Genomic DNA, 26185 nt, shown 5'->3' with positions numbered 1-26185 from the left:
AAAAATCAACTGTCAAAAAATTAAGGGCTAGTTGTGCCGCCTGTCGTTCCAGTTGTAGGAGCTACAGGCACAATGTTTTTGCTAAGGCTAATGTACTTAATACCGTGAGCCTCACCTTGATTCGCCAAGTCTTGCACCGTTAAGCTATGAGCCTCTAGGCTAGCTTCGCTGATGTTATCGGCAAAAATCACACAGTTAAACGGCTGTACCAAGGTTTTACCAAAGGTCTCATCGGTCAAGGCGACCAGATACTGACCCCGTGGGGTATATTCAACCAGCTCACCCGCTTTTAAGCCTGTGGGGGCAGGGATATCCATACGATTGCCTGTGGATGCTTCATCCTTGAGCAAATCGCCAATCGTTACAAATGTTTGTGGCATGGTGTTTGTCCTTCTGATTTTGTTAAATTTATTCGCTATAAGGCAGAAGCACTGCTTCGTAAGACATACGCCCAATAAGGGTTAGATAAAGGTTTTTTTATTGCCCGCTCGAGCCTTGGCATTTTCAACCAAACTATTGCTAAATTGATTACCGCCTTGGTTGATGCCGTTACCATTTGGCTTATGCTGCTCACCAAATAGATAACCGGGCGCGTCTTGACGATTAGGTTGTGATAGCTTTAAGTCACCAATCATTGCACGGGCTTTGTCTGCATCTTGCGACAATAGCACTTGATAAGTCGTATCTGATACGCCTTGCCATTTGCCGTCTTCAGACTTGCTAAAACCTGCTTGGCTTAATTGGGCATCGACATTGGCTTGCGCTTCAGACGCTTTGAGCTTGGCGTTTTCGTCTTCAAGTTCTTTGATACGGTTATCTTTCTCTACCTGAGCAGCTTTGTGTTTTTCGATTTCAGCTAGGGCTTCTTCTAGGGTCATGGTATTGTCCTTTTGCGGAGTTGATAATTGGGTTTTTCCGTCATCGCCCAAGATAACCGCGGACGTTTCAGAGTCCACACCAGTCGGGGTAAATGACACTTCAGGGATTCGGCAATTGCGTAAGATGGTAATTGGCGCGGTCACGGTCTGACCATTGATGATAGCGGTACTATTGCCTGTTAAGTTCTCTTCGGTTTCGGCAATGACATGGGCGGACATCTGCCAAGGAAAACCGGCATCGGCATCATCAGCAACTTCATTGCCAAAGTCATTGTCCAAAAGCGTACCGTTAATCATTAGTTGGTTGTTTTCGACTGACAGTACGCCAAAGCCTGCCCGTTTACTGCGCTCATGTTCTACCAGTGCAGGGACTTTGTCGCTAAAGCTCAAGTTTTCCAAGTCAACGATGACCCGCACGCCATAGTAGTTGAATGGCTTACCAGAGTTAGCAACCCCGCTAAACTGACGCGGCGCACTGCCGTCTTTGGGTGGGGCAACGGTCACATCGCTAAACAGATAGACGTGGGGCTTGGTTTTGGTGCTTTTAGTGGCTTTTGGCATAGGCTTTCCAAAGTGATTAATTTTTGGATTAAATTTTGATGAGCCTATTATGGAATGGTGGATTTTTTGCGGTTAGATGATGCAGTTCAGTGGTTTCATGATAAGATTTAAATTCGTCTGTAAAATACAGATGTGGATTGAAACAGTGGTTTTTTGATAGATGAGATTTTAAGGCGTTTTTAGCGCATTTAGATTTTAGATAAGCAAATATGCGTCTTAATTCTTTTAAACGTTTCTGGCGCAATTTAAACGGGTTTTAAACGCTATTATAGATGGGTTTATGATGGGCGTTAAAAAACCCACTGAAAAAGTGGGTTATTTTGGGGGATTTGATTAGGCGACTGTTTGGGATTTTACAATTTCGTCAATTTCATCTTGACTATAGCCTGCTTTTTGCAATACTTCTAATTGGCTTGCATCACCCATATAAACACGACCGCACCATCCAGCGGCATGATAGCGTTGATCTAGTGGCTGTTGGTCAAGATACTCCCTAAGTGTCAAAGGCTCTGAGTCATCTTCAAATTTTGCATCTTCCAACTCATCTAATACCGCCAATTGGTATTCTTCTAACGTCATGTTTTGGTTCTGAGCTAACACTTTCTGACGCTCGATACTCAAGGCAAGGACACTATTACTAATATCCAAGTATCTTTCTTCAGCTAAGTCTTTTAACTCAATTTCATTCATTAGCAATTTCTTCTAGATGTATCTCAACATAACCTTTTTTAGTGGTAAGGTCTTCGACCTTATCAACTTTGTATTTGGTCGGTGTTCCTAATAAAACCTCGCCTTCAGATTCATAATGGCTTAGTTTACGCACATCTCGACCTGTCTTATGCTTAATTACAAAACGCACATTTCCTTGACCACCAACCACGACATCTTTGGCATTGGTTGTTGTGCTACTAAAGGCAGTAAAGGTTATGTTTTCACCTGTTTCATAAGCAGTATTATACTCACTTATTTGTTCCGAATTAAGCTCAATTCGCCGAACAACCTTTTTACCCTTATATAAAGGCAACTTTTCAAGCCCATTATTAAGCAGTTTTTCCACATTGTCAAATAGTGTTTGTATATCACTATCCGCGGGCAAATCACCCCGCAAGTATCTATTCAAGTCTTTAAACCCATTAGCCGTATAATGGCGTAACGCAATAAATTCTTCTTTACTTAAAGGGAATTTCTTTTTATCAAGCCGTTTATAGGCGTACTCATATTGCCCCAATTTACTACTTTCAACATCATATTCTAGCCATTGAGAAATTAATTCATCCCAATTAATCTCGGTTTCTGGCGTTGGCTGGGGTTGTTCAGGCGTTTTGACAGCTGGTTTAACAGTATCGGTCACTGTTTCACCGCTTGCCACAGGCAACGTGGCAGGCATTAGCTTTTGAGCTTCATCTTTTAGATTATTGGCAAACAACCGACCATGTTTATCTTCCGCCGATCGAATCAATGCGGTAAAGCGGTCATGATTATGGGCAAAACTTGGATCAACCCCCACAGGCATTTTTGACACTTCACCCGTTTTAGGGTTTTTGTAGTCTTCCATCTCCAGCGGCTTCTCTTCGGAGATACCCACCTTTTGCGCCTGGCGTTTAGTAAGCTGCTTCACCCAGCATTTGCAGCCCCAGCCATTGGGTGGCATGATAGATTGCCAAATCGCATCATCGGCAGGGCGACATAGCCCATAATAACGCTTATGACTAAGCCGTGGATTTTCTGACACGCTTGGCATATATTGCAGATACGGCAAAAATTCTTTAGTCTGTTGGATTCGCTCCCATTGCCCAGCGCTATAGGCGGTTTGCAAATTGGTACTGTAGATTGTTCGTAATCGTCTGTTTGACCCTGCCACTAGCTGCTGCGTGCCATCATCCAATGTTTCCGCCAGCCAACCCTTAGCCATGAGATACGGCTTTAACGTGCGTTTAAACTCCCTAAAATCTGTGCCATTCTCCATCGCTGAAGCGACGGCATCACGCACATCTTTGAGCAAGTCTTCATCCATCAGCCCCGCCACGGTAAATGCCAAGGCGTGTTCATACGCTTTGACATCAAGATAACTTTCAGCGGTCAATAGCGTTTTACCATTAAAGTGGACAATCGCTTCTTTGTTTGGCAAGGGCTGATAATTATCGGGCGTATAGCCGTGTTCGTCTTTGGTTTTATCTGGCATAACACACCTTATAACTGATTTTCGCCATTTTCATTCACATGACCATCCAGTCCCTTCAGGTAACTATCCGTCGTTTTATCCGCCAAATCTTCCGCCATGCCACCATCGGGCAAGGTCAAATTATTCAAGCTTTGGCTAAACTGCTGATAATCGTCACTGTCATTTAAGATAGACAAGATAGCGCTCAATTTTGACTTGCCGATTTTGGTTTCCATGTCTGTTGGCATTGGGTCTTCCACAGGCTTTTCAGCAAATACGAATTGCTGATTACCCAAATCAACATGGCCGTCTGGCTGACTCGTTGGGGCAGTCGGGTGTGGCAACGTGGTAGGCTGTGTCGCATGGGGCGATTGCGATAGCTGCTGACCACTTGCGTCAGGTTGCTCAACCATCTCAAAATGCTTCTCATCCCAACCGACCACATCGGTAAAGAATGCCTTGGTCATGCGAACGCTGCCGGTTTCGCTATAGATTTTGACCACTTCCGCCAAGATTTTATTCGGTGGATTTTTGGATAAGTACTCAAACCAAATTCCTTGCGGGGCATTGATAGGCACACCCCAGAGGCTATTTACCGCAATAATCGCATTAATCGCGTGCTGGATGCCTTCGGTCATCAGGTCAAGATAGGCACTGACACGGTCTTCACGTACCTTATCGTCAGTTTCTTGAGCCGAGCGACTGCCACCAGTCAGTTCACTGGTTTTTACCCGCCCCAGTAGTAGCTTTTGGATGCGACGGTTCGCCATGCGCTCAAAAATTTCAAATGCTGATCCGTCACCGCTTAACTGGTGCATTTGAATATCGTCATCTTTACCGATGCCTGTTGCACCGCCATTCAAAAACCCAAAAAGCGAATTGGTAAATACTTTGACGTCGGTATAGCCGCCTTGCTTACCTACAATGTAAGGTACCGCATAGCGGGCGATAAACTGCCCCGCATACGCCCAGTCACGGTTACGCAGAGCAACCGCTGGATAGATACGGATAATCATCAGCTCACCGGCTGGATTGGCAGGCGTGGCTTTGGATTTTAATACCAGGTACTTGAGCGTTTGGTCGATAGCGATTTCATCCATCTCACCTTTGTATAACATCTCACCGTCACGCTGTGGCACGTACTTATCCAGTTCGCCATCTTTTGATAGGATTTTATCTAGGGTCAAAAATCCATTTGGCTCTTTTTTAAACACGTATTCAGCAACCATATAGCCGCCAAACTTGGCAAGGATTGCAAGCTCAGCAAACTCTTTGCTAAATTTTCGCACCAACGTGTACAGTATATTGATGGTCGCTTCAGGCACGCTGTCATCAAACGCATACAGACGCCACGGCTCTGCCAAAATAGCGGTACGCAGGTCTTCACGGCAGCCTTCGACCTCATCATCACGAGTGACCGTATCAAGCAGCTGCTGACGGCTTTTGCCGGTTTCAGCAAGCAATTGGTCGGTACTCGACGCTTGGGTAAACGTGTCCATTGCCGAATCAAACGCCACGACAATCGTGTTTTGGTCAATCTGTTGTTTCTTTTTTGCCATTTTTAATTCATCCAACTATTAAATGAGCCAAAATTACCCATATTCATTTGGTACATACTCGGCTCTGGTATATTGATGTCCGTCATTTGGCTACTTTGCATATAGGTCGTAGCCAGCTTCCAGCACATTTCAGTCGCATCAGCACCGTCATCATGCTCACCTTTAGGGAAATGTTTAAACTCATCAATCAAGGTACTTTGTTCGGTATGCAGTAATAGATAGCCATTACTCATGTGTGGCTGTAGCGTTTCAATCCGCAATAGCTTGTCACTATGGGGTACAACGGGCATGGCAGGCACATGGATATGTGCCGCTGCCGAGCGTTTAATTAATTCAGTGCGGAAAAACTCTTGGAATTGCACAGATTCCACCGCCCAAACAAGGCAGCTATATTTGCGTTGATAGTGGATGATGTCCGATATAATCCTATCAGGTAGGCGTTTTTTGATATCCGCTACCAAGATGTATAGTTTACCCGTTTCCCGATGATAGCCACCGATGACGATCGCACTAGGGTCACGCTTTTTGCCTTGTTTGCCCAGCGATGGGTCAATCGCCCCAAATATCATCAAATTACTTGGCAGTTCATGCCAATAATGGATTGAGTTGGCAAATGGCGCATTTTCGCCAGCCGTCGGGTCATTTTGATATTCGCTATCAAACGCATCATGTCCATCACGGGCACGGATTTTCATCAAGACGATAATCGGACGGGCTTTCCATGAGACAATCGCCCCTTTATCCATTTTCTTCTTGTTTTTTTGATAAAAGGCTTCAGCTTCATCAAGGCGCTTGGCTTTAAATAGCGCCTCCCATTCATCCCACAATGCCATGTTATCGGGGAATTTGAGAATGGCTTTAAACCGAGCCGACCGCCAAGCAGGATTATCCAACGTGCGATTCAGCACACTATCATGATGCAAAATCGTACCGATATAAATAATGTCAAGCTTTTCCCCCGCGGCACCCAATGGCATGATGGTCTTTTTTAGCCAAGTATGCAGTTTGTCCCGCTGTTCGGGGCTTCGCACATTTTCATCATTTTCGATATCATCCAGTACCACAAGGTCAGGACGATATGCCCCATGACGCAAACCACGGAGTTTTTTACCAGCGCCAGCGACTTGTACTTTGATGTTATTGGCGGTGATGATTGACCCTGCTTGCCACACTCGACCTTGCCCAAAGACTTCGGGAAAGTCGATTTTGATACGCGGGTTGCTATCCAGTTCGGCTTTGATTGCCTCTAGCATGGGGTAGGCTTGGTCGATACTGTCCATCACAATCAGCGTATAATGGGTTTTTGCGGTGATAATCCGCCAAATCGTGTATAACTGGCTGACAATGGTTGATTTGGCTTCACCACGGGGGGCAGCGATGGCCTCCAGACAACTTTCGGGGTTGCTTGCCACTTCAGGCAGTACTTTATGCAGGTACTTATGCAGTTCCGACAGTTCCGGATTGCGGATATAGTGCGGGACGTAATGCGCAAGAAAGTATTTAAAGCCACCCACTGGGTCAAAGACGTTTGCTCGACGCTCGGCTATCGAATTGGGGTTATCATCCCAACCCGTGAAACTCGCTTCAATCGTTTGGCGTAGCGATTCGGCAAGTTTGGTAAGACTGGTTAAAAATTCTTTAGATTTCACTTTTGACCCGTTATAATTTAGATTATCCATCGCATAGATGGTTTAGAAAGTCAAAGACATAGCTTTTTCGTACTTGAGATTATTTACCATCGCTTAGATGGCTTATTTCAACTCTTTTTCCATTTGCTCACCAAACGGTACAAGCATTTCAGCAAACTTTGGGGCGATTTCTGGGGCGTTTTGCATCACATAATCTTTGAACTTATCCAGTACTTCGAAAGCAACCGCAAGCTTACTGGTTTGCGGCATAGTCTTTTTGTTTGCAGCCACGGTCTTAACATAACTGTCCGCCAGTGACGCCAACATCTCGACCCGTTGCTTGGCAGTCAATGTTTCATCAAAATTGAGTTTTTCCATCTGGGCTTTATAAGCAATGACAAACTCGGTCATGATTTGACGGCTAATGTCCTCCAAGTCGCCACCTGCCAAAGTATGAGCCGCTCGCACCGCATCCCAGTCATCACCTGCTTTTTTGGCATCATTTTTCCATCGTTGAACAGTGGAGTAGCTGATTTCAGCCATCACGGCACAGGTCGTCAGGCTAATGCCATCAAAGACATACATCTTGCGTACCGTTTGTTTTTTGTCTTTGTCGTGTGCCATTGCTAGTTGCCTTTTTAAATAGTGCCTTACGTCTTATCTGCTTTTTTGTCGAGTTTATTGCCCACTTCTTTGACTTCGACCTTAATTTCTTTTAAGCCATCCATGATGGTTTGCATATCACGGTGAGCATCTGCCTTGCTTTGATAGTTTTGGCTCACTTCAAGCTTAAAACTGGTCAAATCAGTGCGTAGATCATCAACCTTTTTGGTGTTGTCTTTACTGCCATCACTGACTGTGCTAACCCAGCGCCAAAAAATCGTACTGATCAGACCGACCACGGTACTAATAATTAGCACCATCATTGCATCGTTCATTTTTTGCCTTCCTTTGCTGTCTGGCAATTTATGCAGCGCACTGCCCACGGTAGGGCTTGCTTACGTTTTTCGCCAATCGGTTCGCCACATACTATGCAGTCGCTGATATCATTGGGTGTTTGCCCTTTGGTCGTTTGACGGATGCGCTCGGCTGTCCAGGCGTCCGTCTCAAGGTTGGCACGGTCAATAATGTCACCCATTCTTTTCCACCTCAAAAGTCTTGGGTGGTGCTTGTTTGACAAAGCGTAAAATCAAACCACAGATAGCCACGATTGCGATTAAGTGCTTTTGGACAGTAGGCGGCAACAAGGCAATGACTTCAGGGGGCACGGGTACAGTTGCCAAAAACATAATCAGCATAAATGCCCAGTTACTAAACCATTTCCAGCCTGTTTGCCATTTCGGTACAAGTTCAAATTTCATGTTTCCCCCCTTAGATTTCAAAATGCGGGCTGTCAGTTTCGCCTTTTTCACGATAGTTGCCATCGCCATCCCAGTTTGCACCCCAACGCAGATACATTGATGCAGGGATAGCGCCTTCAGCTTTCAATTGCTTTTGGGCTTCAAACATAGCTTTGGCGATGGTGTCAAATTTAGCTAAGTCATTCCAATCAACAGGATAAGGCACAAGGTCAACCGCATGACCATAACCATCTTTTTGTTTGCGATGCTTGGATGACAGTGGATTATTGAGCCAAGTCACCTTGGCTAATGATGGTTTAGCATATCTAGCAGGGACGCCTTTTGCTGTGCACTGGGCAACGGTTCGACCTTTGCCATAGTTGATGTAGCATTGTTCATCACTTCGCACGCCTTCAAGCACCATAAAATCTTGTGGACTGATGGTGATGGCACGATTAAGGATTTTTTGCAGTGTAGGATGTAAGCCATCCATACGTTGTTTGCTAAGGTCTGAAAAAGTTGCCATAAAAAAATGCTCATAAAGGAATTTATGAGCATTTTGGCAGTTTGGCTATTCGTGGGTTAGATGATTGAGTTCAGTGGTTCAGCCTTAAAAAATTTTGTAAAGCCGACGTTTTTCTTTTTTATATAGAAATACCATCAAATCAAAAGTCGTATAGAAAAATATGCATACAATCGCAACATAGACTGCTAGCGGATGACTAAGAGCTATATCTGCAAACGGTTTCATAAATGGGACATCTTGGTTATCATATATAAACTCAATTATTCTTAAATAAAGCATAATGACAACCATGCCAAATACTAGCCAAATAGCTGGTATAATCAAAATTGACTTTTTACGGTCAGCTATTTCACAAAACATCTCTAATTCAAATAAAATTTTATCCATATTTCGTTACTTTTTTAGCAAATTAAAATCAACACTGATATCACTAACCTCTGTAATATAAAAATTTATACTAATATTATTCTCAGCATCATTATTGAATTTAACATTTAAAAACTTCTCTGGTATTTCTTTTATAATCAAATCTTCAATAATATGTCTAACTTTTTCAAGATCATCTTCATTATTTAAATCTATATTTTTATCTATTAAGACACTACGCTCTTCTGTAAGAGATTTTTCTTGATAGGCAATTGTATAAGTGAAATTGACAGCTTTACCCATTCTGACTACATGATTAACAGCATTAGACATTTATGACTCCAACGAAAACAATTATTGAAAATATACCTAACTTTACATTGCCTAATGTTAGTATAAAACAAAAAAGACCAATTAAAAACTGGTCTTTTTTATTGATTTAAACGGGTTTAAACGCTATTTCACAGCATCTTTAAACGCTTTGCCTGCCTTAAAACTTGGCGCTTTTGAAGCCGCGATTTGGATTTCTTCACCAGTCTGTGGATTACGTCCCGTGCGAGCGGCACGTTCTTTGACCGAGAAGGTACCAAAGCCAACCAATGTCACATTTTCGCCATTTGCCAATGCGTCAGAGACTGCTTGCGTCAACCCATCCAATGCTTTACCCGCATCTTTTTGATTAAGTCCGCTTTTCTCAGCGATTTTGGCGATAAGTTCAGATTTGTTCATACTATTTTCCTTTTTAGGTTTGATTTGCCAGTGACCGACTGGCGGCGGTGTTGCATTTCCGGTTTTGTCACATCAAATTGAGGTAGCTTTAGGTTAAGACTTCAAATATTTGACGATATCGTCTGGGTTCAGGGTAAGCAGCTTTGTTAAATCGTCATCATTCAAGGTTACTGGTGTTCGCCACCCTTTATTATCTAAGAATGCCTCCATCAGATTTTCACGCCCACGTCTTGCTAGCCGAAAGATAACCTTGTAGCCAGTCTCTTTTAATTTTTCATTCAATGGTTCAACCGCCAATTCCAACAGTTTTGTGATTTGGTTGGCAGTCGTGGTTAGGCTTGCAATCGTTCCCATCACTTCACCTCAACTTCAAACGGCTTGATTTCAAAAAATTCTTGACCGCTTTTGATAGTCACACCTGCCACATCCTTTACTGCTAGTGGGTCAGCCAAAATAGCTTCTTTATTCACCTCTTCTTTGATGCGGATAAACTGGGTCAAACCCTTTTCTTTGAAACTTGCCAATACATCTTCAATCTTACGCAGGCTCACACTCGGTGGGCTAAACCGCCAAGAGACTTCACCGGTGATTAGGTTTGCCGTTTTCAGTCCTTTTTCTAGGATTTTTGTACGATTGGCAGCGCACCAAATTTCCACCGCCCCTGTCATCTGCTCAATTTCTTGCTTTAGCCCATTGATAGATTCCGTGTAGCCGTTGGTAATGGCTGCCACTTCGTCATTCATCTTAGCTTGCAGTCGCAGTACCTCACGATTTTTGTCGCCGATATGACGGATAAAGTCTTGTACTTGCTCAAGGCTCTGACAAGCGATGATAGTGGCGACTGCTTTGATTTTTGCTTTTTTAGCCATTTGGCTGCTCCTTGTTAGTAGTTGGATTTGATACGTTCATATGTTTCATCTAGGGACTCCCCAGGTTCTCGTGCTTGGTTTACGATATCCCAAGTTTCTTGCTGGGTACGCCCAGCAAATACAGGCTTTTTCACCCCGTTAAAGGCGACAAATTCACCCAATGTTGCCGCTTGGTTAGGATTGACATCTTTGCGGATATCAAAACTTTGCATCACCGCAAATAGGTAGTGATGATTTTTCAGTGGCAATGTCAGCTTGCCTTCGCCAAACTGCTTCATCACTTGCTCAATGCCCCAAATAAACGCTTCTTTTGGCGCATCAAACACTTGCTTATTAAAAGTGACTTTCTTTGCACGGATCGCAGGGACTAATTCGCCAATGATTTTGGTAAGCTTGTCCCAAGTCAGATCATGACCTGTTGGGTTGCGAAACAATCCCAAGTATTTCAGCAATGGCTGTTTCAGTTCGCACGGTACATCAAAGGCAGTGATAAAGGCTTCACCGCCAGACATCAGGCGGATAAGACCGTCAATGTCGCTTTGATAACCACAGTTAGGGCATTTGGTTTTCATACCCACCTCACACCGTCACCAGTACGCCAAACCACATAAACACCACACTAAACACCCAAGCCAGCAGCAAAAACGCAATCCATTTGCCTTGACGGTCTTGACGTGCCATTAATTGACGGATTAAATCATCTTGGTACTGCATGGTATGGTTTAAATTCTGCATTTTTAACCAGTCGTCGATACTGCGACCATCACGATTCAGAAAAGGTCTTGGCGGTAATTCCATCGCATGTCCTTCAACTGTGCGACCACGACCCATATCAAACCCTGCCTTTTCCATTGCCTTTTGACCTTCAGCAAGGTCTTCTGCCAGTTCTGTCCAGTCTATTTTCATATCTACGCTCATTGTTTTCTCCCGTTGCTTTCAAAATTAGTCATCAAACATACTTAGCTGCCTGTCATCAGACTGGTTAAAATTCCTTACTATTAAGCCGATACGATGACGTTTCAGCACTTTGTAGCCGTTACGCTCCGTCATCCCAAATTCGTAGGCAAACTTTTGTACGGCTTTGGTCTGGGTCATACCACCATCGACAGCACTATCAATACATTCGCAAAACTTACGATTACGCAGCTCACGCAGCAGTTGCTCACAGCGGGGGACATACAGCCTCGCACCCCCAAATACCGCCATAAACTGCTTGGCTGACTCAACACCAATGGCATCAATCAATCGTTGTTCTCGCTCCGAGCGATTTTTGGTCAGTCCTCTTGGTACCGCAAAATCCACACCACCCATGCCCTTGACCAATAGCAATGCTTTTGAATAGCCAATAAACTGAGCAATATCTACCACTTGCGGCGGTAATAGTGCCGCCAGCTCGTCATCGCTTAATTTGTCGCTAATGACTTGGGTGATGGTATGGTTTTTATTCATTGCCTTCCTGTTTTGCTTTTTTGCGTTGGCGGTTTTGATAGACCGCCAACCCTTGCATCACCTTGTGTAGTTCTTCATCCGTGCAAAAGTCCAGTTTCTCTTTTTTGTGCATCCCGCGAGCGATACTGTGGGCATAGTTCCAATGTAGCCCCATGTCGGTAAGCATCGCTTCAATCTTATCCATAACCGCTTGGCGACTTGGCTTGCCAGTGCTGACCTTGGGCTTTTTACCGTGTTTGGATTTAGCGGCTGCCGATGGCTTCCAACCAAGATTGCCAAACTCGTAGATGACGCGCTCAAGCTCACTAATCAGCATTTTGCTACTGCTATCTTTGCCAGTGATACGGCTTAGCACATCACGGTAAGTACCGTCATCCAAGCCCAAATCTTTTTTGGCGATATGGATTTTGGCGAGTAGGGCTTTTTTCTTTGGCGCTATTGGCTTTTTTGACTGTGCCATGTCGGTCATCCTTTAATTTCACTTTTAGCTAAATGCTCAGGGAGAACATTTAGCGAAAAATAAAATCTGTAGCAGAGTGGGTTTCCCCACCGTTACAACACCTCCGCTTTAATCAATTTTCGATTCATGCCACCGCATATCATGCGATTAAAGCTATCAATCGTTTCTTGCGCCCAGACCTGCACATCATGCCAAGCAGGGACGGCATATCGCTCCTGCCATTGCGCCGTGTCATCACTCACCGTTAGCACCACTTGCACATCAGCAATCGACCATTGCACGATGCCTGTTTGATACACCACCTTTTTAACCTTACCTTGGCTTGCCAGCTGCTCAAGTGCTTGGCGAACAAACTTGGATTTGCCTGTCCACCCAAACGCCTTTGCGATATGTCGCAAATTCACTTCAAGCACATAGTTTTCACGGCGGTGCAGTAGGTAATTCAGTAGCCGTTCTTCATAGCCTTTGCCCAGTTGTTTTTCCAAACTCATAACAGCCTCCATCAGTCAATCAACATCTGCGTAAATTTATTAATCATCGCTTCATCAATCGGACGATTATTTAACTTGGATAAGCGATTCACCCCACGCAATAGCTTGTTTAGGCGGCGAGCATTGCCATGACAGGCTTCATACAGTTTGGCGTTGAACGCATCCGTCCCAATAGTCGCTTGACTTAGTAGCCCGATGTCCTGCTCAGGCAGACGGTCAGACAAATCACCCACAAAGCCAATACGGCTATAAAGCTGCTTGTATTCGCCTTTTTTGCCACGCAGATTGGCACGCAGACGGGGCATACCAGCCAAAACCACCCCAATTTTTGCCATGTCATGAATACGGCGGATAATCTCAAGCGACTTATAAGCCAGCAATTCCGCCTCGTCGATGATGAGTAACTTGTCCGAGCCTTTAAGTTTCTCCACAATGCTGACTTCGTTGTCATGGTTGCTACGACTTGGCACGATACCCAAGCGGTTACACAACTCAACCAACATCACTTTTGGACTATAGGTCGGCGTTACTTCCACCAAAATCACGTTATCCACGGTTTTAGCATACTGTTTTAGCGTGACCGTCTTACCCAGTCCTGCCTCACCGATGACAAGATTAATATCTGCCATGCTGTGCGCCATCGCACACACATCAAAAATATCTTTGGCGGTAGGTGTTTCCACAAAATCCGATTTCACGTCTTTTGCCTTGTCGGCTTGGCGGTCGAGCATTTCAGCCACTTTTTTATCTACTGCTGCCACATCGCCTTTATATTCGCCTTTGAGATATTGGCTAATCGTCGCAGTCGATACGCCAACCAGTGGGGCGACCTTCGATTGACTGATGCCCGTTTGGGTGATATAGTTTTGTAAGAGTTCAGCACTCATTTTTTTCTCCCTAACCGCCATTCCCGTGGCGGTTTTTACGTTGTTGTTAAGGTTTTAGTTGATTGTTTTGATTGCTTTGGCACGCCATTCGTGCAGGATTAAATCATCAGTCGCTTTTACATCCGACCCAACCGCCAACGCATTAAGCAAAGAAGTCTTTTCAGCGTCAATCGCAGGGCGTTTTTCAGCTTCTGCCTTAGCGATTTCATCTTGCAATTTCTTAACACGACGATTGGCACGGGCTTCACGGCTTTGCTCCACCAGCGTTTTGGGGAAGGCATCGCGTTTATTGCCATCGAGCAGGGCATCACACACATAGCGACCATCGCCGTGGCGGATAATCACGCTTGACGCATCATGAATATCTACATACGCCACTACCTCCACACCGTCCAAAGCCTCAAGGGCTTTATGCCAATATTCATTATTGAGTACCGACAACCAACCGCGTTGTACCTTACGGACAAAGTGTGGGCGGAACATATCACGGGCTTCAACTTCAGTGAGCGGGATAATATCAACGCCATCTTTTGCCATCTTGTTCATCAGTGCCTCACGGTATGCCGCAGGCGTTGTACCAAGCTCACTGTGTTCCCATTCGTTGTTGTAGTACGCAACCGCTTGCTCGACCACATCAATAAACTGTTTCCAAGTGGGATAGATTTTTTGACCTTTCTTTTGAATGGGCGTAAGTTCGGTACGTCCTTCCTTTTCCGCCTTAGCAAAACTGGTAACCGCATACAAATTTTTTCGCACCGTTTCATCATCCGCCCCTTGACCCCAGTAAGTTTCAAACTGCTGAGCAATCCAACGCGGTACCACCTTGTTAAACCGCTCAATAATCCCACGCCCTTGCGGATTACCGGGAATACCCGTTTCATGATGGACACCCAAACGGGGCAAAATCCCCATCAAATCCGCATCAAGCGCCTTATTGGTCTGACCGCTACCGTTATCCGAGTAGTAGATGGCGGGGATGCCATGTTTCACCATGCCATCACGCAGGGCATCTGCCACCGCAAGGGTAGATTCGGCATACGCCACCGACCAACCGACCACAAACCGACACGTCGTGTCCATGATGATCGTCAACTCTGGGGTAAATGGCTGTCCATGTTCAGGGTGTTTCACCTTAAATTCCATAGACTTGCCATCACCGACCCACACATCATTGTTATTAAACCAACTGGTATTCCAGTCACGCTTCACATACGTCATCAAGGTTTTCAGTTTCGACCCTGTCACACGACCCGACTCACGGACCAAGCGCGGCAACTTATCCAGCGCTCGATACACCACATCGATATGTGGTACATTCTCTGCCCCATGCTTGACTTCATAGCCAACTGCAAAAATTCGATAGGCTTCGGCCACGTGATAGCCTTTTGGACTGCGGTAAATCGCCATAAAATCAGGCAACCATTCCATACGGGTTGTTGATACCACAGGCTGACCTTGCTTTTGTGGCGCAAGCACCTTAAGACGGTCTTCACCGGTCTCACACTTATCCGCCAGCAAACACCATTCATGCAGTTTTCGAGTTCCGACGCCCCTGATACCGGATTTGGCTTTAGCTTTCGCCACAGCGGTCACACAGATTTGGTTATAGTCCACCCCCTGACCGTTAAAAGCGTTTTCGTCATTTGGCAACGCACCTTCACGGGATAACTGACTAACCAACGCCACCGCCTTACTACGGCCACCAGCTTTACTTTCATACTGGGCAACCAATAGGGTCATCAGTAAGCGAGCATCTGCGGTTTCCCGTTGGGCATGGGTCAACTCGCTAGTATCACGTTCGAGTAGGGCGACGGCACGGCTAGCGGAGGTATCGACCTTGGCGGTCAAGGCTTTCATCTCAGCTTTGACTTGCAAGGCTTTGATTTCGGCTTGCGCGTCTTTGGGCAACCCATCAAAGGCATACTCAACGCCACCGCCTTTGCCAACTCTTTTTCTGTTTAACCAGTTTTCTTTTTTAGCACGATTAATGACATTTGATTTAGACTTTGGTAAACTGGATAATTGTAAATCGGTCAAATCTTGTGCTGATAACCATTCTTTCATCTTAAATAACCATTTTTCTGATTAAAGAACTAAGACGCATAACGACTTGGCCAAATATCTTCAGGATTTACGCCTATTGCCCCCGCAATAATTCGTTCAGCCTTTGGGTATTTACGGTATAGCGCATTGCGTAAACCGTTACGGGTATAGCCATTTGCTACTGACAGCGCCGACATATTTGTGCCAGCTTTTTTTAGCCCCGCAATAATGTCTGCATCATGCCAGTCACTTGGCTGTTTTTTTTCGCTTTCGTTTGTGTGCATTTAGTGACTCCTTTTGCTTATCACTTGCACACAGTATAACTATTCTATCGGTTGGTGTAAACTGTTTTATCAGTCAAAATAGTTAAAATTTAAGTTAAATAATTTAAAAATCGGTAACTTGTTGATTATTAAAGTAATTAAATAAACTGTTTTGAAAATATAAAACAACCCGAAATAAAACAGTTAGAAACGATTAACTATTCTATCGGTCGCTATCATGAACAGAAAAGAAATTGGTCAAAGATTAAGAGAAGCTAGAGAAAAAGTTGGATTATCAAGAGACCATGTAATCGCACTTCCAGAAATTGAAATGTCACGTTCGACCCTTCAGCAATGGGAAATTGGTCAAACCGAGCCATCATTAGAAAAGTTAGCCAAACTTGCACAGCTCTACAAAGTCAGCCCCCAATGGCTTATCTTTGGGGAAGGGGACAGCACCGCCCAAGCACCTGCGCCTGCCACCAACCCATCACTCGAAGCACCTGCCAAACACGTCATCTTCAATGAAGAGTTTGTCCTAATTCCTATGTACGACATTGAAGTATCAGCAGGCAATGGGCTATTCTCACAGGGCGTCACCGAACCCATCAAACACGTTGCCTACCGCCGCGACTGGCTCAAAAGCAAAAACTTAGACCCATATAACCTAGCCGTGGTCTGCAACTCCGGTGACAGTATGTACCCAACCATCCCCAATGGCTCATGTATGCTCGTCAACCTCGCCAAAAATCAAGCCCACGATGGCAACATCTATGTCTTGCGACTTGATGACCGCATCTACGTCAAGCGTACCCAATGGATACCCACAGGCGGACTGCGTATCATCAGTGACAACACCATATACGAGCCATTCGACTTGGATAAAGCCTACCTAGCATCTGGGCAGTTTGAAGTCTGCGGCGAAGTCATCGAGATAAGCCACATCATCCACTAGTTGCACTTAGCGACTGGGGTAGGTCATGGTCAGTACTGGTCATGCTCGGTAAACGTATCGATATCAAACCCCAGCCACAAAAAAAGGCAGCCCATTTCGGACTGCCTTCTTCTTAAACATTTAAACACCATTTAAACGCCACTCAAACTTCATTCATTTATGCACAAATAAACGCCATTTTTATATCACTTTTCACCATTTTTTTGCATTTTCATTTGTGCATAAAATTTTGCCGTTTTTGTCTCTATCCCTTATACTGTCCATGTTTCAGATTATCTTTCTCAACAATAACCCTATGCACAATTAATCACTCCCCCACACAACCAATCCTATCAGTCGATTTTATTGCTTGTTTGCGTTAACCGATGAAACTTTTTCCCTATTAACCACCATTCATGAAAATGAACGCCAAAGACTGATACTACCTGTGAGTTTACTCAATCAGTGTTATTGGGTTATCGGTACCATATTGGGGATTTTGCTGGGTGCAGGTCTCAATGATTGGGTGCCACATTTGGATTTCGCGTTAGTGTGCTTATTTGCTATTTTAGCTTACGAGCAGTTTAAAGCGGTCAAGGCGTATTACCCCATCTTCATCGCCATCATTGCATTTATAGCGGCGTTTTATTTTACATCCGATTGGTTGCTACTATCAGCGATTTGCGGGAGTTTGGGACTCATTATCATCCACTTTTTTATGAGCAATAAATCCACTCATCAGCAAGCTATCTGATAGTTCAAGCTACCTGACAGCTCAACCGCCAAAAAATTTATCCATTAATCGTTAGAATATTATGAACACACCACCTGATAACGTTTATTTAATCGCCGCTACTTTTGCCATGGCTTTGGTGACTTTTCTCACCCGCATCACCCCGATAATTTTGCCAAAGCGATTATTAGATGCGCCCTTGTTGCTCGCGGTGAATAAAGCATTGCCATTATCCGTGATGACGCTGTTGATTTTAACTTCCTTGCATTGGCAGCAGCAGCCCAAGCCTATGCCCAACGCTATGAGTATGAGTCTGGGCTTATCGCCATTACTTGTGGCAGAGATATTAGCGCTTCTAGTGGTGTTGCTCAGCTATCATTGGAAAAAACAATTACTGCTAAGTATGCTAGTAGGGATTGCTAGCCTTAATGGGTTTTTATGGCTACTAAATCTGATAGGGTTTCGATAGCCATAAAAAAAAGCCCGACTTGGGCTTTTTTTATGAAGGATAACTTATACCTCAGTTTGCACCCCGACGATATCCACAGGCGTATCAGCCACATCTTGTATCCCAGATTTTTTCTGTTTGGCTTTATCACTGCGTTTACGCTGCAATTCATCCAAATAGTCCTCATCAATACCACCGGCGATGTATTTGCCGTCAAATACTGAGCAATCAAATTTTTTGGCATCGCTGTGTTTGTCTTGTACCGCTTCAATCAAATCATCCAAATCTTGGAATATTAAACGATCGGCGCCGATGATTTTACACACTTCTTCCACACTATGACCTGAGGCAATCAGCTCATTGCGCGCTGGCATGTCAATACCATACACATTGGGATATTTGACCGGTGGCGCGGCACTGGCAAAATACACATTATTGGCGCCTGCATCCCGTGCCATTTGGATAATCTCGTGGCAAGTCGTGCCACGTACAATTGAATCATCGACCAACAATACGTTTTTATTTCTAAATTCAAAAGGCACCGCGCTTAATTTTTGACGTACCGATTTTTTGCGCTGCTGTTGACCTGGCATAATAAAGGTGCGACCGATATAACGGTTTTTCATAAAGCCTTCACGGTATTTTACGCCTAAATGCTGGGCAAGCTCCATCGCAGAAGTACGTGAAGTATCGGGAATAGGAATAACCACATCAATCCCGTGATCTTCGCCCCATTCTTTGATGATTTTCTGCGCCAAAGTCTCGCCCATACGCATACGGGCTTTATAAACAGAAATATTATCAATAATCGAATCTGGGCGGGCAAAATAGACGTATTCAAAAATACAAGGTCTAAACTCTTTGGCTTCGACACATTGGCGACTAAAGAAGTTATTGTTTTCATCGATAAAAATTGCTTCACCGGGCTTCACATCTCGAACGATATCAAAACCCAATGCGGTTAACGCAACTGACTCAGATGCCACCATATATTCAAAGCCGCCATTTTCCGCTAATCGTTGACCAAAAATCAGCGGACGAATGCCATTGGGGTCACGAAATGCCAAAATACCATAGCCCGTAATCATGGCGACCACCGCATACGCGCCTTCGATACGTTTGTAGACGGATGTCATCGCTTCAAAAATATCATCGGGGCTTGGATGCTGGATTCCGAGTTTTTGCATTTCATGCGCTAGCACATTGAGCAAGACTTCTGAATCAGAATCGGTGTTTATATGGCGCATATCTTCCATAAACAGTTCTTTGGCAATCTCTTCGGCATTGGTCAAATTACCATTGTGCGCTAAGGTAATACCATACGGTGAATTGACATAAAAAGGCTGCGCTTCCGCACTGCTAGACGTACCAGCTGTTGGGTAACGCACATGTCCGATGCCTTGATGACCGACAAGACGCATCATATGACGTGTCATAAACACATCGCGCACCATGCCATTTTCTTTACGCAAAAACAGACGGCCATCTTGACATGTCACAATACCTGCGGCATCTTGCCCACGATGCTGCAGCATAGTCAGCGCATCGTATAGCATTTGATTAACCTCACTGTGAGCGGCTATACCGACAACTCCACACATATTTTACCCCTTTGGTTTTTCACGGATGGCTCTAAGACCTGATGAAAATTGAATGAAACTACCTTTTTTGCCGGCTGACAATACTTTAGCCGTCAGTCAAACTTACCAATGCTATTAACCCATTTGCCCCACTATTGATCCATTTTATCGGCAGCGGTTTTACCGAGCGTGGTAGCAAGCTGTTGGGTGATTTGTTTGGCAAAAGGTGCCAGTGGCAGTAGCGCATTGGCAAACTTAGACTGCTGCCAAAAGTCACGTTGACTGACAAAAGGCGCCAGTAAACTCAGCACCATCAACACAATGACCAAATTTTTGACCAAGCCAAACCCTGCGCCTGCCAATTTATCTAGGATGCTCAGCCGAAGCCCCTGCAAGGTTTTACTCATCACCCATAATACGATTTGCAGTCCCACGATGACAAATAAGCCAATTGCCAAAAATGCCGCAATGATACTAAGGCCGGTTGGGCCCGTCAGCGAAACAAAAAACGGGGCTAAAGGTTTTGCCAAATAACTGGCTAGCAGCAGCGCCAATAGCCAACCAAACATGCCCACCAGTGAGCGCATCAAGCCATTATTAAATCCCTGCCACAACCCAATAAACAATACAAACAACACTACCATATCTAACAAAGTCATCGGGTCAAGCTCGTATCATGGGATTTACAAAGTAGCGGGTGAATGTTGGCTTAGACGATAACCGTCAATGGCTTCAACACAGGTTTGGATGAGCTCTGGTCCTTCATAAATCAAACCACTATAGAGCTGAATCAAATCCGCACCTGCTTCAATCTTTTTAACCGCACGTTGACCATTGTCAATGCCGCCTACGCCAATAAGTGCAACTGAGCTCGGTAAGCGTTCAGCAAACTGCTCAAGGACTTGGGTACTACGGTGACTGAGTGGTCGACCTGATAGCCCGCCTGCTTCTTGACTGGTTTTGTAATCTTCTACCCCATTACGGCTTAAGGTGGTATTGGTAGTAATCAGCCCATCAATATCAAAACGCACCAATTCTTTGGCAATATAATCAATTTGGTCTTCTTCCAAATCTGGGGCAACTTTCAGCACTAATGGTACATAATACTGATGTTGGGTAGCGAGTTGGCTGTGGCGTGATTTGATACCATCAAGCAGCGCCGTGAGCGCATCACCACTTTGCAGGTCACGCAGGTTTTTGGTATTGGGAGAGGAAATATTCACCGTAATATAAGACGCGTAAGGATACACTCGCTCTAGACAATAAATATAGTCATCTAGGGCATTTTCAACCGGCGTGCTGGCATTTTTGCCAATGTTAATACCCAAAATGCCTTGATATTTTGCACGCTTGACTTGCTCAATGAGATAATCGACGCCTTTATTGTTAAATCCCATGCGATTGATAATGGCATGGGCTTCTTTGATACGAAATAGACGGGGTTTGTCATTGCCAGGCTGTGGTTTTGGGGTAATCGTACCAATTTCGATGTAGCCAAAACCCAACGCCGCTAACGCATCGATATATTCGCCGTTTTTATCAAGCCCTGCTGCCAAACCAACCGGATTGGTAAAGGTTAACCCCATACATTCGGTTGTTAATTCTTGTTTACCGTACAAAAACCCGAGCATCCCAAATTTTTGCGATTTTTCGAGTAACGATAACGTGATTTCGTGGGCTTTTTCAGGATCGGTGTTAAATAAGAACGGACGAAGAAAGGCATACATAGTTGAATAAGCACTCACATTGCATGGGTGAATCTAATTGACTCTGCCCTTTATACAAGCAGAACTAACCTATTTAGCTTGAGAGATAGCACCCGTTAACGCGCTGTGCGATGACTATCTCGTCAAAATCAGAAAAGCTATTATATCAGTGTTGACGCTAAATAAACACCTGCAATTTTCTTTGCCTTCACCGCTATAGTAACTACTATAGCAGCTATTAACTCGGCTTATCGATTGCAGGTTTTAGCTTTTAACGTCTTTTAATCGAAGGCTAAGGCACGGCTCGACCATTAGACAAGGCAATCCAACCGCGAATAATGCGATACAGATGCCATAAGACTGTGGCGACGATTATCAAGCCGCCTAAAGCACCGACAATAAAGCTACCACCCATCGTATGATTGCTATCAACGGCAGCGCCAAAAAATAGCCCACCCGTTGCAAAAATCACCATGACAAAACCAATCACCCAAAAAAATATACTGTACCAAAACGTTTTGATTTGCCAATCAAAGTGACTATAAAGCCACGTGTTTCTAGCCTCATCGCGCTTTAAATAATTCATCACAATCGGAATAATCCAAGTCAGTCCCGCGGTAAAATAACTAAACAGCGCCAACGCATAAGTAATGTGGTTATAACTGATTTGGCTTTGGGTCACTGGTAAGTTTTGACTAAGCTGTGTGTATTGCGGTAACGCTGATGGATAACCATTCACCCCACTACCAAATTGTGGGTTGGCTGAGTCAGGTGTGTGAGAATCTGTTGGTTTTTCTAGGTTCATTATAATTTTCCATCAATGATTATTACTTTTTTTATCGGGTCATACAGTAGAATTTCAATTGATTGTTATGGACTTTAGGGTGCTACCCAAACTGGTTCTCGAATGGTAAATGGTTGGTGATTGCTATCGGCAAACTCGATCGTCCAGCTAACAGGGGATTGCTGTGGTGCCAATGGCTCAAAGCTTGGTACTGGGATGATTTTTATGCGGTTTTTTGCCGAATACAACAAATAGTTGCCATCGGGTGAAAAGTTAGCAGGTTCAGCCAATCCTTCATCATTGATAGCGCTGCTTTTTTTGGTTGCCATATCTGCGAGCCTGCCTTGGCTATTATCGCTGACATAAGTGATCAAACGCCCCGAGGGACTAACCCGAGCGATGGCATTGGTTTTACCAGGCAAGTTTAAAGGCAAAAATTGTTGTTTTGCAAAATAGTATTGATAAAGTTGCGGTTGTAAAAATTTGGCTTTATCTGACGTAAATATAAAGGATTGACCATCTGGCAGCCACACAGGGGCTAAATCAATCGCTGGTTGATGGGTCAATTGTTGTTTTATATTGCCGCTGCTATCGGTCAAAAAAATCTCTGGATTGCCCATTTGGCTATTTGCTAGTAACAATTGGCGTCCATCGGGGGAGATTGCCCCACTAAAATTATGGGTGCGTTTGGCAGAAACCCCCGACACTTCAGAAACCCCAGAAACATCAGTGACTTGCAAAGTCGCTCTATCAAGGATAACAACTTTAGGATAACTTTTGCCTGCTTGAACCGTAAAAATCAGGCGGTCGCCTAAGCGACTGGCGGATAAGCTCATTATCGTCCCATTGACCTTATACAAAGTCTTTGGGTCGCTGCCATCGATTTGGGTTTCAATCAGCTGCGCTTGGCGATTTTCCCCAAATCCGGTTAAATAAATAAAAATTAACTTGCCTGGCAGCTGGTTAGCATCCATGTGCGGCAAATTGGTTGGCGCAGTCGCTATGACTCTGGGCAGTGAGGACGAACTTTGCAGGATGGTGTTAGATATGTTTGTTGATGGCAAGCCCATAGTCTGACAGCCTGTCATCGCCATGACAATTGCCATAACAGCGGCGCACCATAACCGTGATAACTGATAAACATGCTTCATGTTATTTGTGGCTTGATTAAGGCAAAACATTATTGGCGTCTGGATTGAGCCAAAGTGGTCCATAAATTAAGCCATTGGGTACGCCATTTTGGGAAGGGCTAATGCTGATGGATTTGCCATTGGAGACAATGGTAATGACATTTTTATTGGAATAAATATAGTGTTGTCCATTGGGTGAGACCCCTGGGGCTTCACTTAAGCCAACGTTATTCACAGCGGTTACCGAGCGCGAACCCAGATCCATCACCACGCCTTGATTGGCACCTGACAAATAGGACATTTTTTTACCATCATTGCTGATGCGCCCCATGCTGCTCAGTCTGCCGCCCGTCAAGCGCTGCTCACTACCGGTTGCCAGATTGTAGAGATAAATTTGACCTTTATTACCGCCTTTTTTGCCTCCGGCTCTATCTGACGTATAGACAAATGATTGCCCATCAGGCGCCCAACTAGGATAGATAGCCCCCACAGGGTCATTGGTCAAGCGACGAGAATTGCCACCTTGCGCCAAATAAATCTGCGGTATGCCGTTCTCAAAACTGCTACTAAATATCACACGACCATCTTTACTCACGGACGCGCCATAGTTCATGGCTTTAAAATTCGTCAAATTGCTGACTGCCCCACTGACAATATTGGCAGACATGACCTGCGGATAGCCTAGCGTGTCGGGCTGAACTTGGAAAGTGAAAGTTTGATTGTCAGCAGAGGTGTTTAGGGTTTTAATGGTACCGTTAAACTCATAAATCACTTTTGGGTTAAACCCATCCACATCAGAAATGACCAAACGTGACACACGGTTTTTGGGCTTCCCTGTTTCCACCACATACGCAATGCGCCCAGAAAAATCGCCTTTGATGCCTGTCAATATCTCATAGATACGGTCAGCAACCTTATGCCCTGCCATACGCAAACTTTGCGAGTTATTTTTGCTGGTGACGGTTTGCAGACCCTGCATCACCTCGCCTGTCGCCACATTAATCACTTCAAAATTAATCTCAATATTGCCACGATTGCTGCGCGTATTGCCAACCACCAAATAAGGCACTGCTTGGTGCTGCCAAACAGGCAAGGTGACCTCGCCACTACTGTGAGGCTGCTCTGGCAACTTGCTATCTAAAGTAAATTGCCCCAAATTGGTCAAATCATTGGTGATGATGCCCGAGATACTCTCTGCCCCTGCAAACGGCACAATGGCGATTTGAGTCAACGCATTATCAGATTTTTTAACAATATCAATAACTAATGGGGATTGAGCATAACAAGTTGTGGATAATGTTGGCAATACTAGTAAGGCAGGAATCAAGAAATTCTTAAAAAAAGTCATAGTAATCTAATCCATTATAAAATCATTAGTGTGAATTTATTAATTAAAAATTTGGTAGCAGTTTAAAAATTAGGCTAACGAGATTGTTCAATCGTAGGGTACGTTTCACCCACCTTTAACACCCTCGCATAAGTAGTGCGTAAAACGCACCCTATCTCTTCTCTTGTAGTGCACTTTTCTTGCTTGAGCCAAAATTTAATAGGTGTTTAACAGGTTAGAATAAGATACATCAGTTTTTTTCGCCTTTGAAATTTAAAGATATATTACCACCAAAACTATGATAAAAACTTGCATCTTCAGGCATGGGTAAGGGATTAGAACGGTTAATAGCATCTCTAAGGCTGTTTTCGAATACAGCATCACCATTTCCTACAAAATTTATTGATTGAACACTACCTGAAGGTGAGATTTTGATGTTAGCCGTTAATTTTTTGCCTTTACTGCCTTTTGGAATATCCCAATTGTTATAAATTTTAGAGTAAATTGCATTGATATAACTACTTTTTGAGCCACCTGACGCACCGCTGCCGCGGCTTGCACTGTTTTGAGAAGAGGATTGCCCTGCACCTGTAGATTGACCATCTTTACCCAAATCCAGTGACTTGATACTATTGTCACTTTGCCGCTCGCTATTGGCATTGAGATTTTTATTATAGGCGGCATTGTTGGCGCGTATTTCGTTTTTTACCTCATCAATATTGCTTTCGGCAATTTTATAATCTTGCAGATTTCGCTGCTGGGTTTCATTGCGCTGGTTTAATTCATCAATCACACTCTGTCTTTCAGCTGCTACTTCCCGATCTAACTTTTCAGCAAATAGCGCCTGCTCTTTTTCCCATTGCGCCTGCTTGGCGGCCAAATTATCTTTCACCGTTTCAATTTGATTGGTTGAAGTCGAAGGGGGCGGGTTCATTGGCACAGTTGATAGGGTTTGGGAGTTTAAAGACGGTTTGGGCGCACCAGCTATCTCGCCATCCGTGGCTTGGTTTAGCGCAAGCGCATTTTGTTGGTTGGCTTTGATTTGCCCTTCCATTGCCGACAACTGCTCAGGGGTAATCAACGACGTTTCCATGGGCGCTGGCGGGGTGTTATGATAAAAGAAAAACAATAACCCAACCACCAACGCATGGGCAATGGCACTGAGCACAATCGCCCATACCGGGTAATCGGGTGTTTTGACGGGTACATAGACTGAGGTCACTTCAGCATACATCGTCTCAGTATTTCCTTATTCTAGCAAAAATGTTCAACCAAAAATTAAAAGCTCACCGTATTAGAAAGCTACTTCATTAAAAAGCTACTTTATTAAAAA

Annotated in this window: 34 protein-coding genes; 3 read left to right on the top strand and 31 right to left on the bottom strand. The window is 44.3% G+C overall.

Going from position 1 to position 26185, the window contains the following annotated elements; translation table 11 throughout:
• Positions 1 to 20: 20 nt before the first annotated feature.
• The 24 genes from LAJ61_RS10580 to LAJ61_RS10465 all read right to left on the bottom strand — a co-directional run bounded on the left by LAJ61_RS10580 (position 21) and on the right by LAJ61_RS10465 (position 16231).
• On the bottom strand, positions 21 to 380 hold the full coding sequence (locus LAJ61_RS10580) for a hypothetical protein (RefSeq protein WP_224053889.1): 360 nt from the start codon (positions 378 to 380) through the stop codon (positions 21 to 23).
• An 81-nt stretch (positions 381 to 461) separates the two neighbouring features.
• Positions 462 to 1439, bottom strand: coding sequence for a hypothetical protein (locus tag LAJ61_RS10575; RefSeq protein WP_224053888.1), 978 nt, complete (start codon positions 1437 to 1439; stop codon positions 462 to 464).
• Between the two features lie 333 nt (positions 1440 to 1772).
• Complete coding sequence (locus tag LAJ61_RS10570) at positions 1773 to 2129, bottom strand: hypothetical protein (protein WP_224053887.1); 357 nt, start codon at positions 2127 to 2129, stop codon at positions 1773 to 1775.
• Complete coding sequence (locus tag LAJ61_RS10565; protein ID WP_224053886.1) at positions 2122 to 3621, bottom strand: phage minor head protein; 1500 nt, start codon at positions 3619 to 3621, stop codon at positions 2122 to 2124. The genes LAJ61_RS10570 and LAJ61_RS10565 overlap by 8 nt, the downstream gene beginning before the upstream one ends.
• Positions 3622 to 3629: 8 nt before the next feature.
• Positions 3630 to 5159: a phage portal protein family protein gene (locus tag LAJ61_RS10560; RefSeq protein WP_224053885.1), complete on the bottom strand. Its 1530-nt coding sequence runs from the start codon at positions 5157 to 5159 to the stop codon at positions 3630 to 3632.
• Between the two features lie 2 nt (positions 5160 to 5161).
• Positions 5162 to 6808, bottom strand: a complete 1647-nt coding sequence (gene terL / locus LAJ61_RS10555) for a phage terminase large subunit (RefSeq protein ID WP_224053884.1) — start codon at positions 6806 to 6808, stop codon at positions 5162 to 5164.
• A gap of 102 nt (positions 6809 to 6910) precedes the next feature.
• Entirely contained in the window at positions 6911 to 7411 is a 501-nt protein-coding gene (locus LAJ61_RS10550; protein WP_224053883.1) for a DUF1804 family protein, read from the bottom strand.
• A gap of 26 nt (positions 7412 to 7437) precedes the next feature.
• Positions 7438 to 7725: a hypothetical protein gene (locus LAJ61_RS10545; protein ID WP_224053882.1), complete on the bottom strand. Its 288-nt coding sequence runs from the start codon at positions 7723 to 7725 to the stop codon at positions 7438 to 7440.
• Positions 7722 to 7925, bottom strand: coding sequence for a TraR/DksA C4-type zinc finger protein (locus LAJ61_RS10540; protein WP_224053881.1), 204 nt, complete (start codon positions 7923 to 7925; stop codon positions 7722 to 7724). Before LAJ61_RS10540 ends, LAJ61_RS10545 begins: the two co-directional genes overlap by 4 nt.
• Positions 7918 to 8148, bottom strand: coding sequence for a DUF7940 domain-containing protein (locus tag LAJ61_RS10535; protein ID WP_224053880.1), 231 nt, complete (start codon positions 8146 to 8148; stop codon positions 7918 to 7920). Before LAJ61_RS10535 ends, LAJ61_RS10540 begins: the two co-directional genes overlap by 8 nt.
• A gap of 10 nt (positions 8149 to 8158) precedes the next feature.
• Entirely contained in the window at positions 8159 to 8653 is a 495-nt protein-coding gene (locus LAJ61_RS10530; RefSeq protein WP_224053879.1) for a M15 family metallopeptidase domain-containing protein, read from the bottom strand.
• Between the two features lie 84 nt (positions 8654 to 8737).
• Positions 8738 to 9040, bottom strand: a complete 303-nt coding sequence (locus LAJ61_RS10525) for a hypothetical protein (protein WP_224053878.1) — start codon at positions 9038 to 9040, stop codon at positions 8738 to 8740.
• A 6-nt stretch (positions 9041 to 9046) separates the two neighbouring features.
• Entirely contained in the window at positions 9047 to 9352 is a 306-nt protein-coding gene (locus LAJ61_RS10520) for a hypothetical protein (RefSeq protein WP_224053877.1), read from the bottom strand.
• Between the two features lie 123 nt (positions 9353 to 9475).
• Complete coding sequence (locus LAJ61_RS10515) at positions 9476 to 9772, bottom strand: HU family DNA-binding protein (protein ID WP_224054859.1); 297 nt, start codon at positions 9770 to 9772, stop codon at positions 9476 to 9478.
• A 69-nt stretch (positions 9773 to 9841) separates the two neighbouring features.
• Entirely contained in the window at positions 9842 to 10102 is a 261-nt protein-coding gene (locus tag LAJ61_RS10510; protein ID WP_224053876.1) for a hypothetical protein, read from the bottom strand.
• Complete coding sequence (locus LAJ61_RS10505) at positions 10102 to 10617, bottom strand: host-nuclease inhibitor Gam family protein (protein WP_224053875.1); 516 nt, start codon at positions 10615 to 10617, stop codon at positions 10102 to 10104. Before LAJ61_RS10505 ends, LAJ61_RS10510 begins: the two co-directional genes overlap by 1 nt.
• Before the next feature lie 14 nt (positions 10618 to 10631).
• Positions 10632 to 11189: a hypothetical protein gene (locus tag LAJ61_RS10500; protein ID WP_224053874.1), complete on the bottom strand. Its 558-nt coding sequence runs from the start codon at positions 11187 to 11189 to the stop codon at positions 10632 to 10634.
• 7 nt (positions 11190 to 11196) lie between these two features.
• Complete coding sequence (locus LAJ61_RS10495; RefSeq protein WP_224053873.1) at positions 11197 to 11535, bottom strand: hypothetical protein; 339 nt, start codon at positions 11533 to 11535, stop codon at positions 11197 to 11199.
• A gap of 24 nt (positions 11536 to 11559) precedes the next feature.
• Positions 11560 to 12066, bottom strand: coding sequence for a Mor transcription activator family protein (locus LAJ61_RS10490; protein ID WP_224053872.1), 507 nt, complete (start codon positions 12064 to 12066; stop codon positions 11560 to 11562).
• Positions 12059 to 12526, bottom strand: a complete 468-nt coding sequence (locus LAJ61_RS10485; protein WP_224053871.1) for a gp16 family protein — start codon at positions 12524 to 12526, stop codon at positions 12059 to 12061. Before LAJ61_RS10485 ends, LAJ61_RS10490 begins: the two co-directional genes overlap by 8 nt.
• 92 nt (positions 12527 to 12618) lie before the next feature.
• A complete protein-coding gene (locus LAJ61_RS10480) occupies positions 12619 to 13017 on the bottom strand; it encodes a hypothetical protein (protein WP_224053870.1) in 399 nt (132 codons plus the stop codon).
• A gap of 11 nt (positions 13018 to 13028) precedes the next feature.
• Entirely contained in the window at positions 13029 to 13904 is an 876-nt protein-coding gene (locus tag LAJ61_RS10475) for an AAA family ATPase (RefSeq protein WP_224053869.1), read from the bottom strand.
• Between the two features lie 54 nt (positions 13905 to 13958).
• The gene (locus LAJ61_RS10470) at positions 13959 to 15968 is read right to left on the bottom strand and encodes a Mu transposase C-terminal domain-containing protein (RefSeq protein WP_224053868.1); all 2010 of its coding nucleotides are present in this window, start codon (positions 15966 to 15968) and stop codon (positions 13959 to 13961) included.
• Positions 15969 to 15997: 29 nt separating this feature from the next.
• Positions 15998 to 16231 (bottom strand): helix-turn-helix domain-containing protein, encoded by a 234-nt coding sequence (locus LAJ61_RS10465; protein ID WP_224053867.1) that lies wholly within the window; start codon positions 16229 to 16231, stop codon positions 15998 to 16000.
• A gap of 217 nt (positions 16232 to 16448) precedes the next feature.
• Between LAJ61_RS10465 and LAJ61_RS10460 the strand changes: the two genes are divergently transcribed.
• The 3 genes from LAJ61_RS10460 to LAJ61_RS10450 all read left to right on the top strand — a co-directional run bounded on the left by LAJ61_RS10460 (position 16449) and on the right by LAJ61_RS10450 (position 18346).
• The gene (locus LAJ61_RS10460) at positions 16449 to 17165 is read left to right on the top strand and encodes an XRE family transcriptional regulator (RefSeq protein ID WP_224053866.1); all 717 of its coding nucleotides are present in this window, start codon (positions 16449 to 16451) and stop codon (positions 17163 to 17165) included.
• Between the two features lie 331 nt (positions 17166 to 17496).
• Positions 17497 to 17898 carry an AzlC family ABC transporter permease gene (locus LAJ61_RS10455; protein WP_224054858.1) on the top strand — a complete coding sequence of 134 codons (402 nt, stop codon included), beginning with the start codon at positions 17497 to 17499 and terminating at the stop codon, positions 17896 to 17898.
• Between the two features lie 61 nt (positions 17899 to 17959).
• Entirely contained in the window at positions 17960 to 18346 is a 387-nt protein-coding gene (locus tag LAJ61_RS10450; RefSeq protein WP_224053865.1) for an AzlD domain-containing protein, read from the top strand.
• 44 nt (positions 18347 to 18390) lie between these two features.
• On the opposite strand, the gene purF is transcribed toward LAJ61_RS10450, so the two are convergent.
• The 7 genes from purF to LAJ61_RS10415 form a co-directional block, all read right to left on the bottom strand.
• Positions 18391 to 19926: an amidophosphoribosyltransferase gene (gene purF / locus LAJ61_RS10445; protein WP_224053864.1), complete on the bottom strand. Its 1536-nt coding sequence runs from the start codon at positions 19924 to 19926 to the stop codon at positions 18391 to 18393.
• Positions 19927 to 20057: 131 nt separating this feature from the next.
• Positions 20058 to 20564, bottom strand: a complete 507-nt coding sequence (locus tag LAJ61_RS10440) for a CvpA family protein (RefSeq protein WP_224053863.1) — start codon at positions 20562 to 20564, stop codon at positions 20058 to 20060.
• A 24-nt stretch (positions 20565 to 20588) separates the two neighbouring features.
• Entirely contained in the window at positions 20589 to 21632 is a 1044-nt protein-coding gene (locus LAJ61_RS10435) for a quinone-dependent dihydroorotate dehydrogenase (protein ID WP_224053862.1), read from the bottom strand.
• Positions 21633 to 21903: 271 nt separating this feature from the next.
• Positions 21904 to 22416, bottom strand: coding sequence for a DUF4870 family protein (locus tag LAJ61_RS10430; RefSeq protein ID WP_224053861.1), 513 nt, complete (start codon positions 22414 to 22416; stop codon positions 21904 to 21906).
• A gap of 74 nt (positions 22417 to 22490) precedes the next feature.
• Positions 22491 to 23501: a hypothetical protein gene (locus LAJ61_RS10425; RefSeq protein ID WP_224053860.1), complete on the bottom strand. Its 1011-nt coding sequence runs from the start codon at positions 23499 to 23501 to the stop codon at positions 22491 to 22493.
• 61 nt (positions 23502 to 23562) lie between these two features.
• Positions 23563 to 24873 (bottom strand): TolB periplasmic receptor, encoded by a 1311-nt coding sequence (locus LAJ61_RS10420; RefSeq protein WP_224053859.1) that lies wholly within the window; start codon positions 24871 to 24873, stop codon positions 23563 to 23565.
• Positions 24874 to 25102: 229 nt separating this feature from the next.
• Positions 25103 to 26086: a cell envelope integrity TolA family protein gene (locus LAJ61_RS10415; protein ID WP_224053858.1), complete on the bottom strand. Its 984-nt coding sequence runs from the start codon at positions 26084 to 26086 to the stop codon at positions 25103 to 25105.
• Positions 26087 to 26185: the final 99 nt, after the last annotated feature.

It is taken from the genome of Faucicola osloensis (assembly GCF_020041925.1).
GTDB lineage: Bacteria > Pseudomonadota > Gammaproteobacteria > Pseudomonadales > Moraxellaceae > Faucicola > Faucicola osloensis_D.
The sequence above is the reverse complement of the archived record's forward strand: the minus strand, read 5'-3'. Positions and strand labels throughout refer to the sequence as shown.

What these genes read in the sequence shown, in the direction of transcription:
- LAJ61_RS10580 (WP_224053889.1), bottom strand. Translation starts at nt 380, where the DNA reads ATGCCACAAACATTTGTAACGATTGGCGATTTGCTCAAGGATGAAGCA.
- LAJ61_RS10575 (WP_224053888.1), bottom strand. Translation starts at nt 1,439, where the DNA reads ATGCCAAAAGCCACTAAAAGCACCAAAACCAAGCCCCACGTCTATCTG.
- LAJ61_RS10570 (WP_224053887.1), bottom strand. Translation starts at nt 2,129, where the DNA reads ATGAATGAAATTGAGTTAAAAGACTTAGCTGAAGAAAGATACTTGGAT.
- LAJ61_RS10565 (WP_224053886.1), bottom strand. Translation starts at nt 3,621, where the DNA reads ATGCCAGATAAAACCAAAGACGAACACGGCTATACGCCCGATAATTAT.
- LAJ61_RS10560 (WP_224053885.1), bottom strand. Translation starts at nt 5,159, where the DNA reads ATGGCAAAAAAGAAACAACAGATTGACCAAAACACGATTGTCGTGGCG.
- LAJ61_RS10550 (WP_224053883.1), bottom strand. Translation starts at nt 7,411, where the DNA reads ATGGCACACGACAAAGACAAAAAACAAACGGTACGCAAGATGTATGTC.
- LAJ61_RS10545 (WP_224053882.1), bottom strand. Translation starts at nt 7,725, where the DNA reads ATGAACGATGCAATGATGGTGCTAATTATTAGTACCGTGGTCGGTCTG.
- LAJ61_RS10540 (WP_224053881.1), bottom strand. Translation starts at nt 7,925, where the DNA reads ATGGGTGACATTATTGACCGTGCCAACCTTGAGACGGACGCCTGGACA.
- LAJ61_RS10535 (WP_224053880.1), bottom strand. Translation starts at nt 8,148, where the DNA reads ATGAAATTTGAACTTGTACCGAAATGGCAAACAGGCTGGAAATGGTTT.
- LAJ61_RS10530 (WP_224053879.1), bottom strand. Translation starts at nt 8,653, where the DNA reads ATGGCAACTTTTTCAGACCTTAGCAAACAACGTATGGATGGCTTACAT.
- LAJ61_RS10525 (WP_224053878.1), bottom strand. Translation starts at nt 9,040, where the DNA reads ATGGATAAAATTTTATTTGAATTAGAGATGTTTTGTGAAATAGCTGAC.
- LAJ61_RS10520 (WP_224053877.1), bottom strand. Translation starts at nt 9,352, where the DNA reads ATGTCTAATGCTGTTAATCATGTAGTCAGAATGGGTAAAGCTGTCAAT.
- LAJ61_RS10510 (WP_224053876.1), bottom strand. Translation starts at nt 10,102, where the DNA reads ATGGGAACGATTGCAAGCCTAACCACGACTGCCAACCAAATCACAAAA.
- LAJ61_RS10505 (WP_224053875.1), bottom strand. Translation starts at nt 10,617, where the DNA reads ATGGCTAAAAAAGCAAAAATCAAAGCAGTCGCCACTATCATCGCTTGT.
- LAJ61_RS10500 (WP_224053874.1), bottom strand. Translation starts at nt 11,189, where the DNA reads ATGAAAACCAAATGCCCTAACTGTGGTTATCAAAGCGACATTGACGGT.
- LAJ61_RS10495 (WP_224053873.1), bottom strand. Translation starts at nt 11,535, where the DNA reads ATGAGCGTAGATATGAAAATAGACTGGACAGAACTGGCAGAAGACCTT.
- LAJ61_RS10490 (WP_224053872.1), bottom strand. Translation starts at nt 12,066, where the DNA reads ATGAATAAAAACCATACCATCACCCAAGTCATTAGCGACAAATTAAGC.
- LAJ61_RS10485 (WP_224053871.1), bottom strand. Translation starts at nt 12,526, where the DNA reads ATGGCACAGTCAAAAAAGCCAATAGCGCCAAAGAAAAAAGCCCTACTC.
- LAJ61_RS10480 (WP_224053870.1), bottom strand. Translation starts at nt 13,017, where the DNA reads ATGAGTTTGGAAAAACAACTGGGCAAAGGCTATGAAGAACGGCTACTG.
- LAJ61_RS10475 (WP_224053869.1), bottom strand. Translation starts at nt 13,904, where the DNA reads ATGAGTGCTGAACTCTTACAAAACTATATCACCCAAACGGGCATCAGT.
- LAJ61_RS10470 (WP_224053868.1), bottom strand. Translation starts at nt 15,968, where the DNA reads ATGAAAGAATGGTTATCAGCACAAGATTTGACCGATTTACAATTATCC.
- LAJ61_RS10465 (WP_224053867.1), bottom strand. Translation starts at nt 16,231, where the DNA reads ATGCACACAAACGAAAGCGAAAAAAAACAGCCAAGTGACTGGCATGAT.
- LAJ61_RS10460 (WP_224053866.1), top strand. Translation starts at nt 16,449, where the DNA reads ATGAACAGAAAAGAAATTGGTCAAAGATTAAGAGAAGCTAGAGAAAAA.
- LAJ61_RS10450 (WP_224053865.1), top strand. Translation starts at nt 17,960, where the DNA reads ATGAACACACCACCTGATAACGTTTATTTAATCGCCGCTACTTTTGCC.
- purF (WP_224053864.1), bottom strand. Translation starts at nt 19,926, where the DNA reads ATGTGTGGAGTTGTCGGTATAGCCGCTCACAGTGAGGTTAATCAAATG.
- LAJ61_RS10440 (WP_224053863.1), bottom strand. Translation starts at nt 20,564, where the DNA reads ATGACTTTGTTAGATATGGTAGTGTTGTTTGTATTGTTTATTGGGTTG.
- LAJ61_RS10435 (WP_224053862.1), bottom strand. Translation starts at nt 21,632, where the DNA reads ATGTATGCCTTTCTTCGTCCGTTCTTATTTAACACCGATCCTGAAAAA.
- LAJ61_RS10430 (WP_224053861.1), bottom strand. Translation starts at nt 22,416, where the DNA reads ATGAACCTAGAAAAACCAACAGATTCTCACACACCTGACTCAGCCAAC.
- LAJ61_RS10425 (WP_224053860.1), bottom strand. Translation starts at nt 23,501, where the DNA reads ATGGCAATTGTCATGGCGATGACAGGCTGTCAGACTATGGGCTTGCCA.
- LAJ61_RS10420 (WP_224053859.1), bottom strand. Translation starts at nt 24,873, where the DNA reads ATGACTTTTTTTAAGAATTTCTTGATTCCTGCCTTACTAGTATTGCCA.
- LAJ61_RS10415 (WP_224053858.1), bottom strand. Translation starts at nt 26,086, where the DNA reads ATGTATGCTGAAGTGACCTCAGTCTATGTACCCGTCAAAACACCCGAT.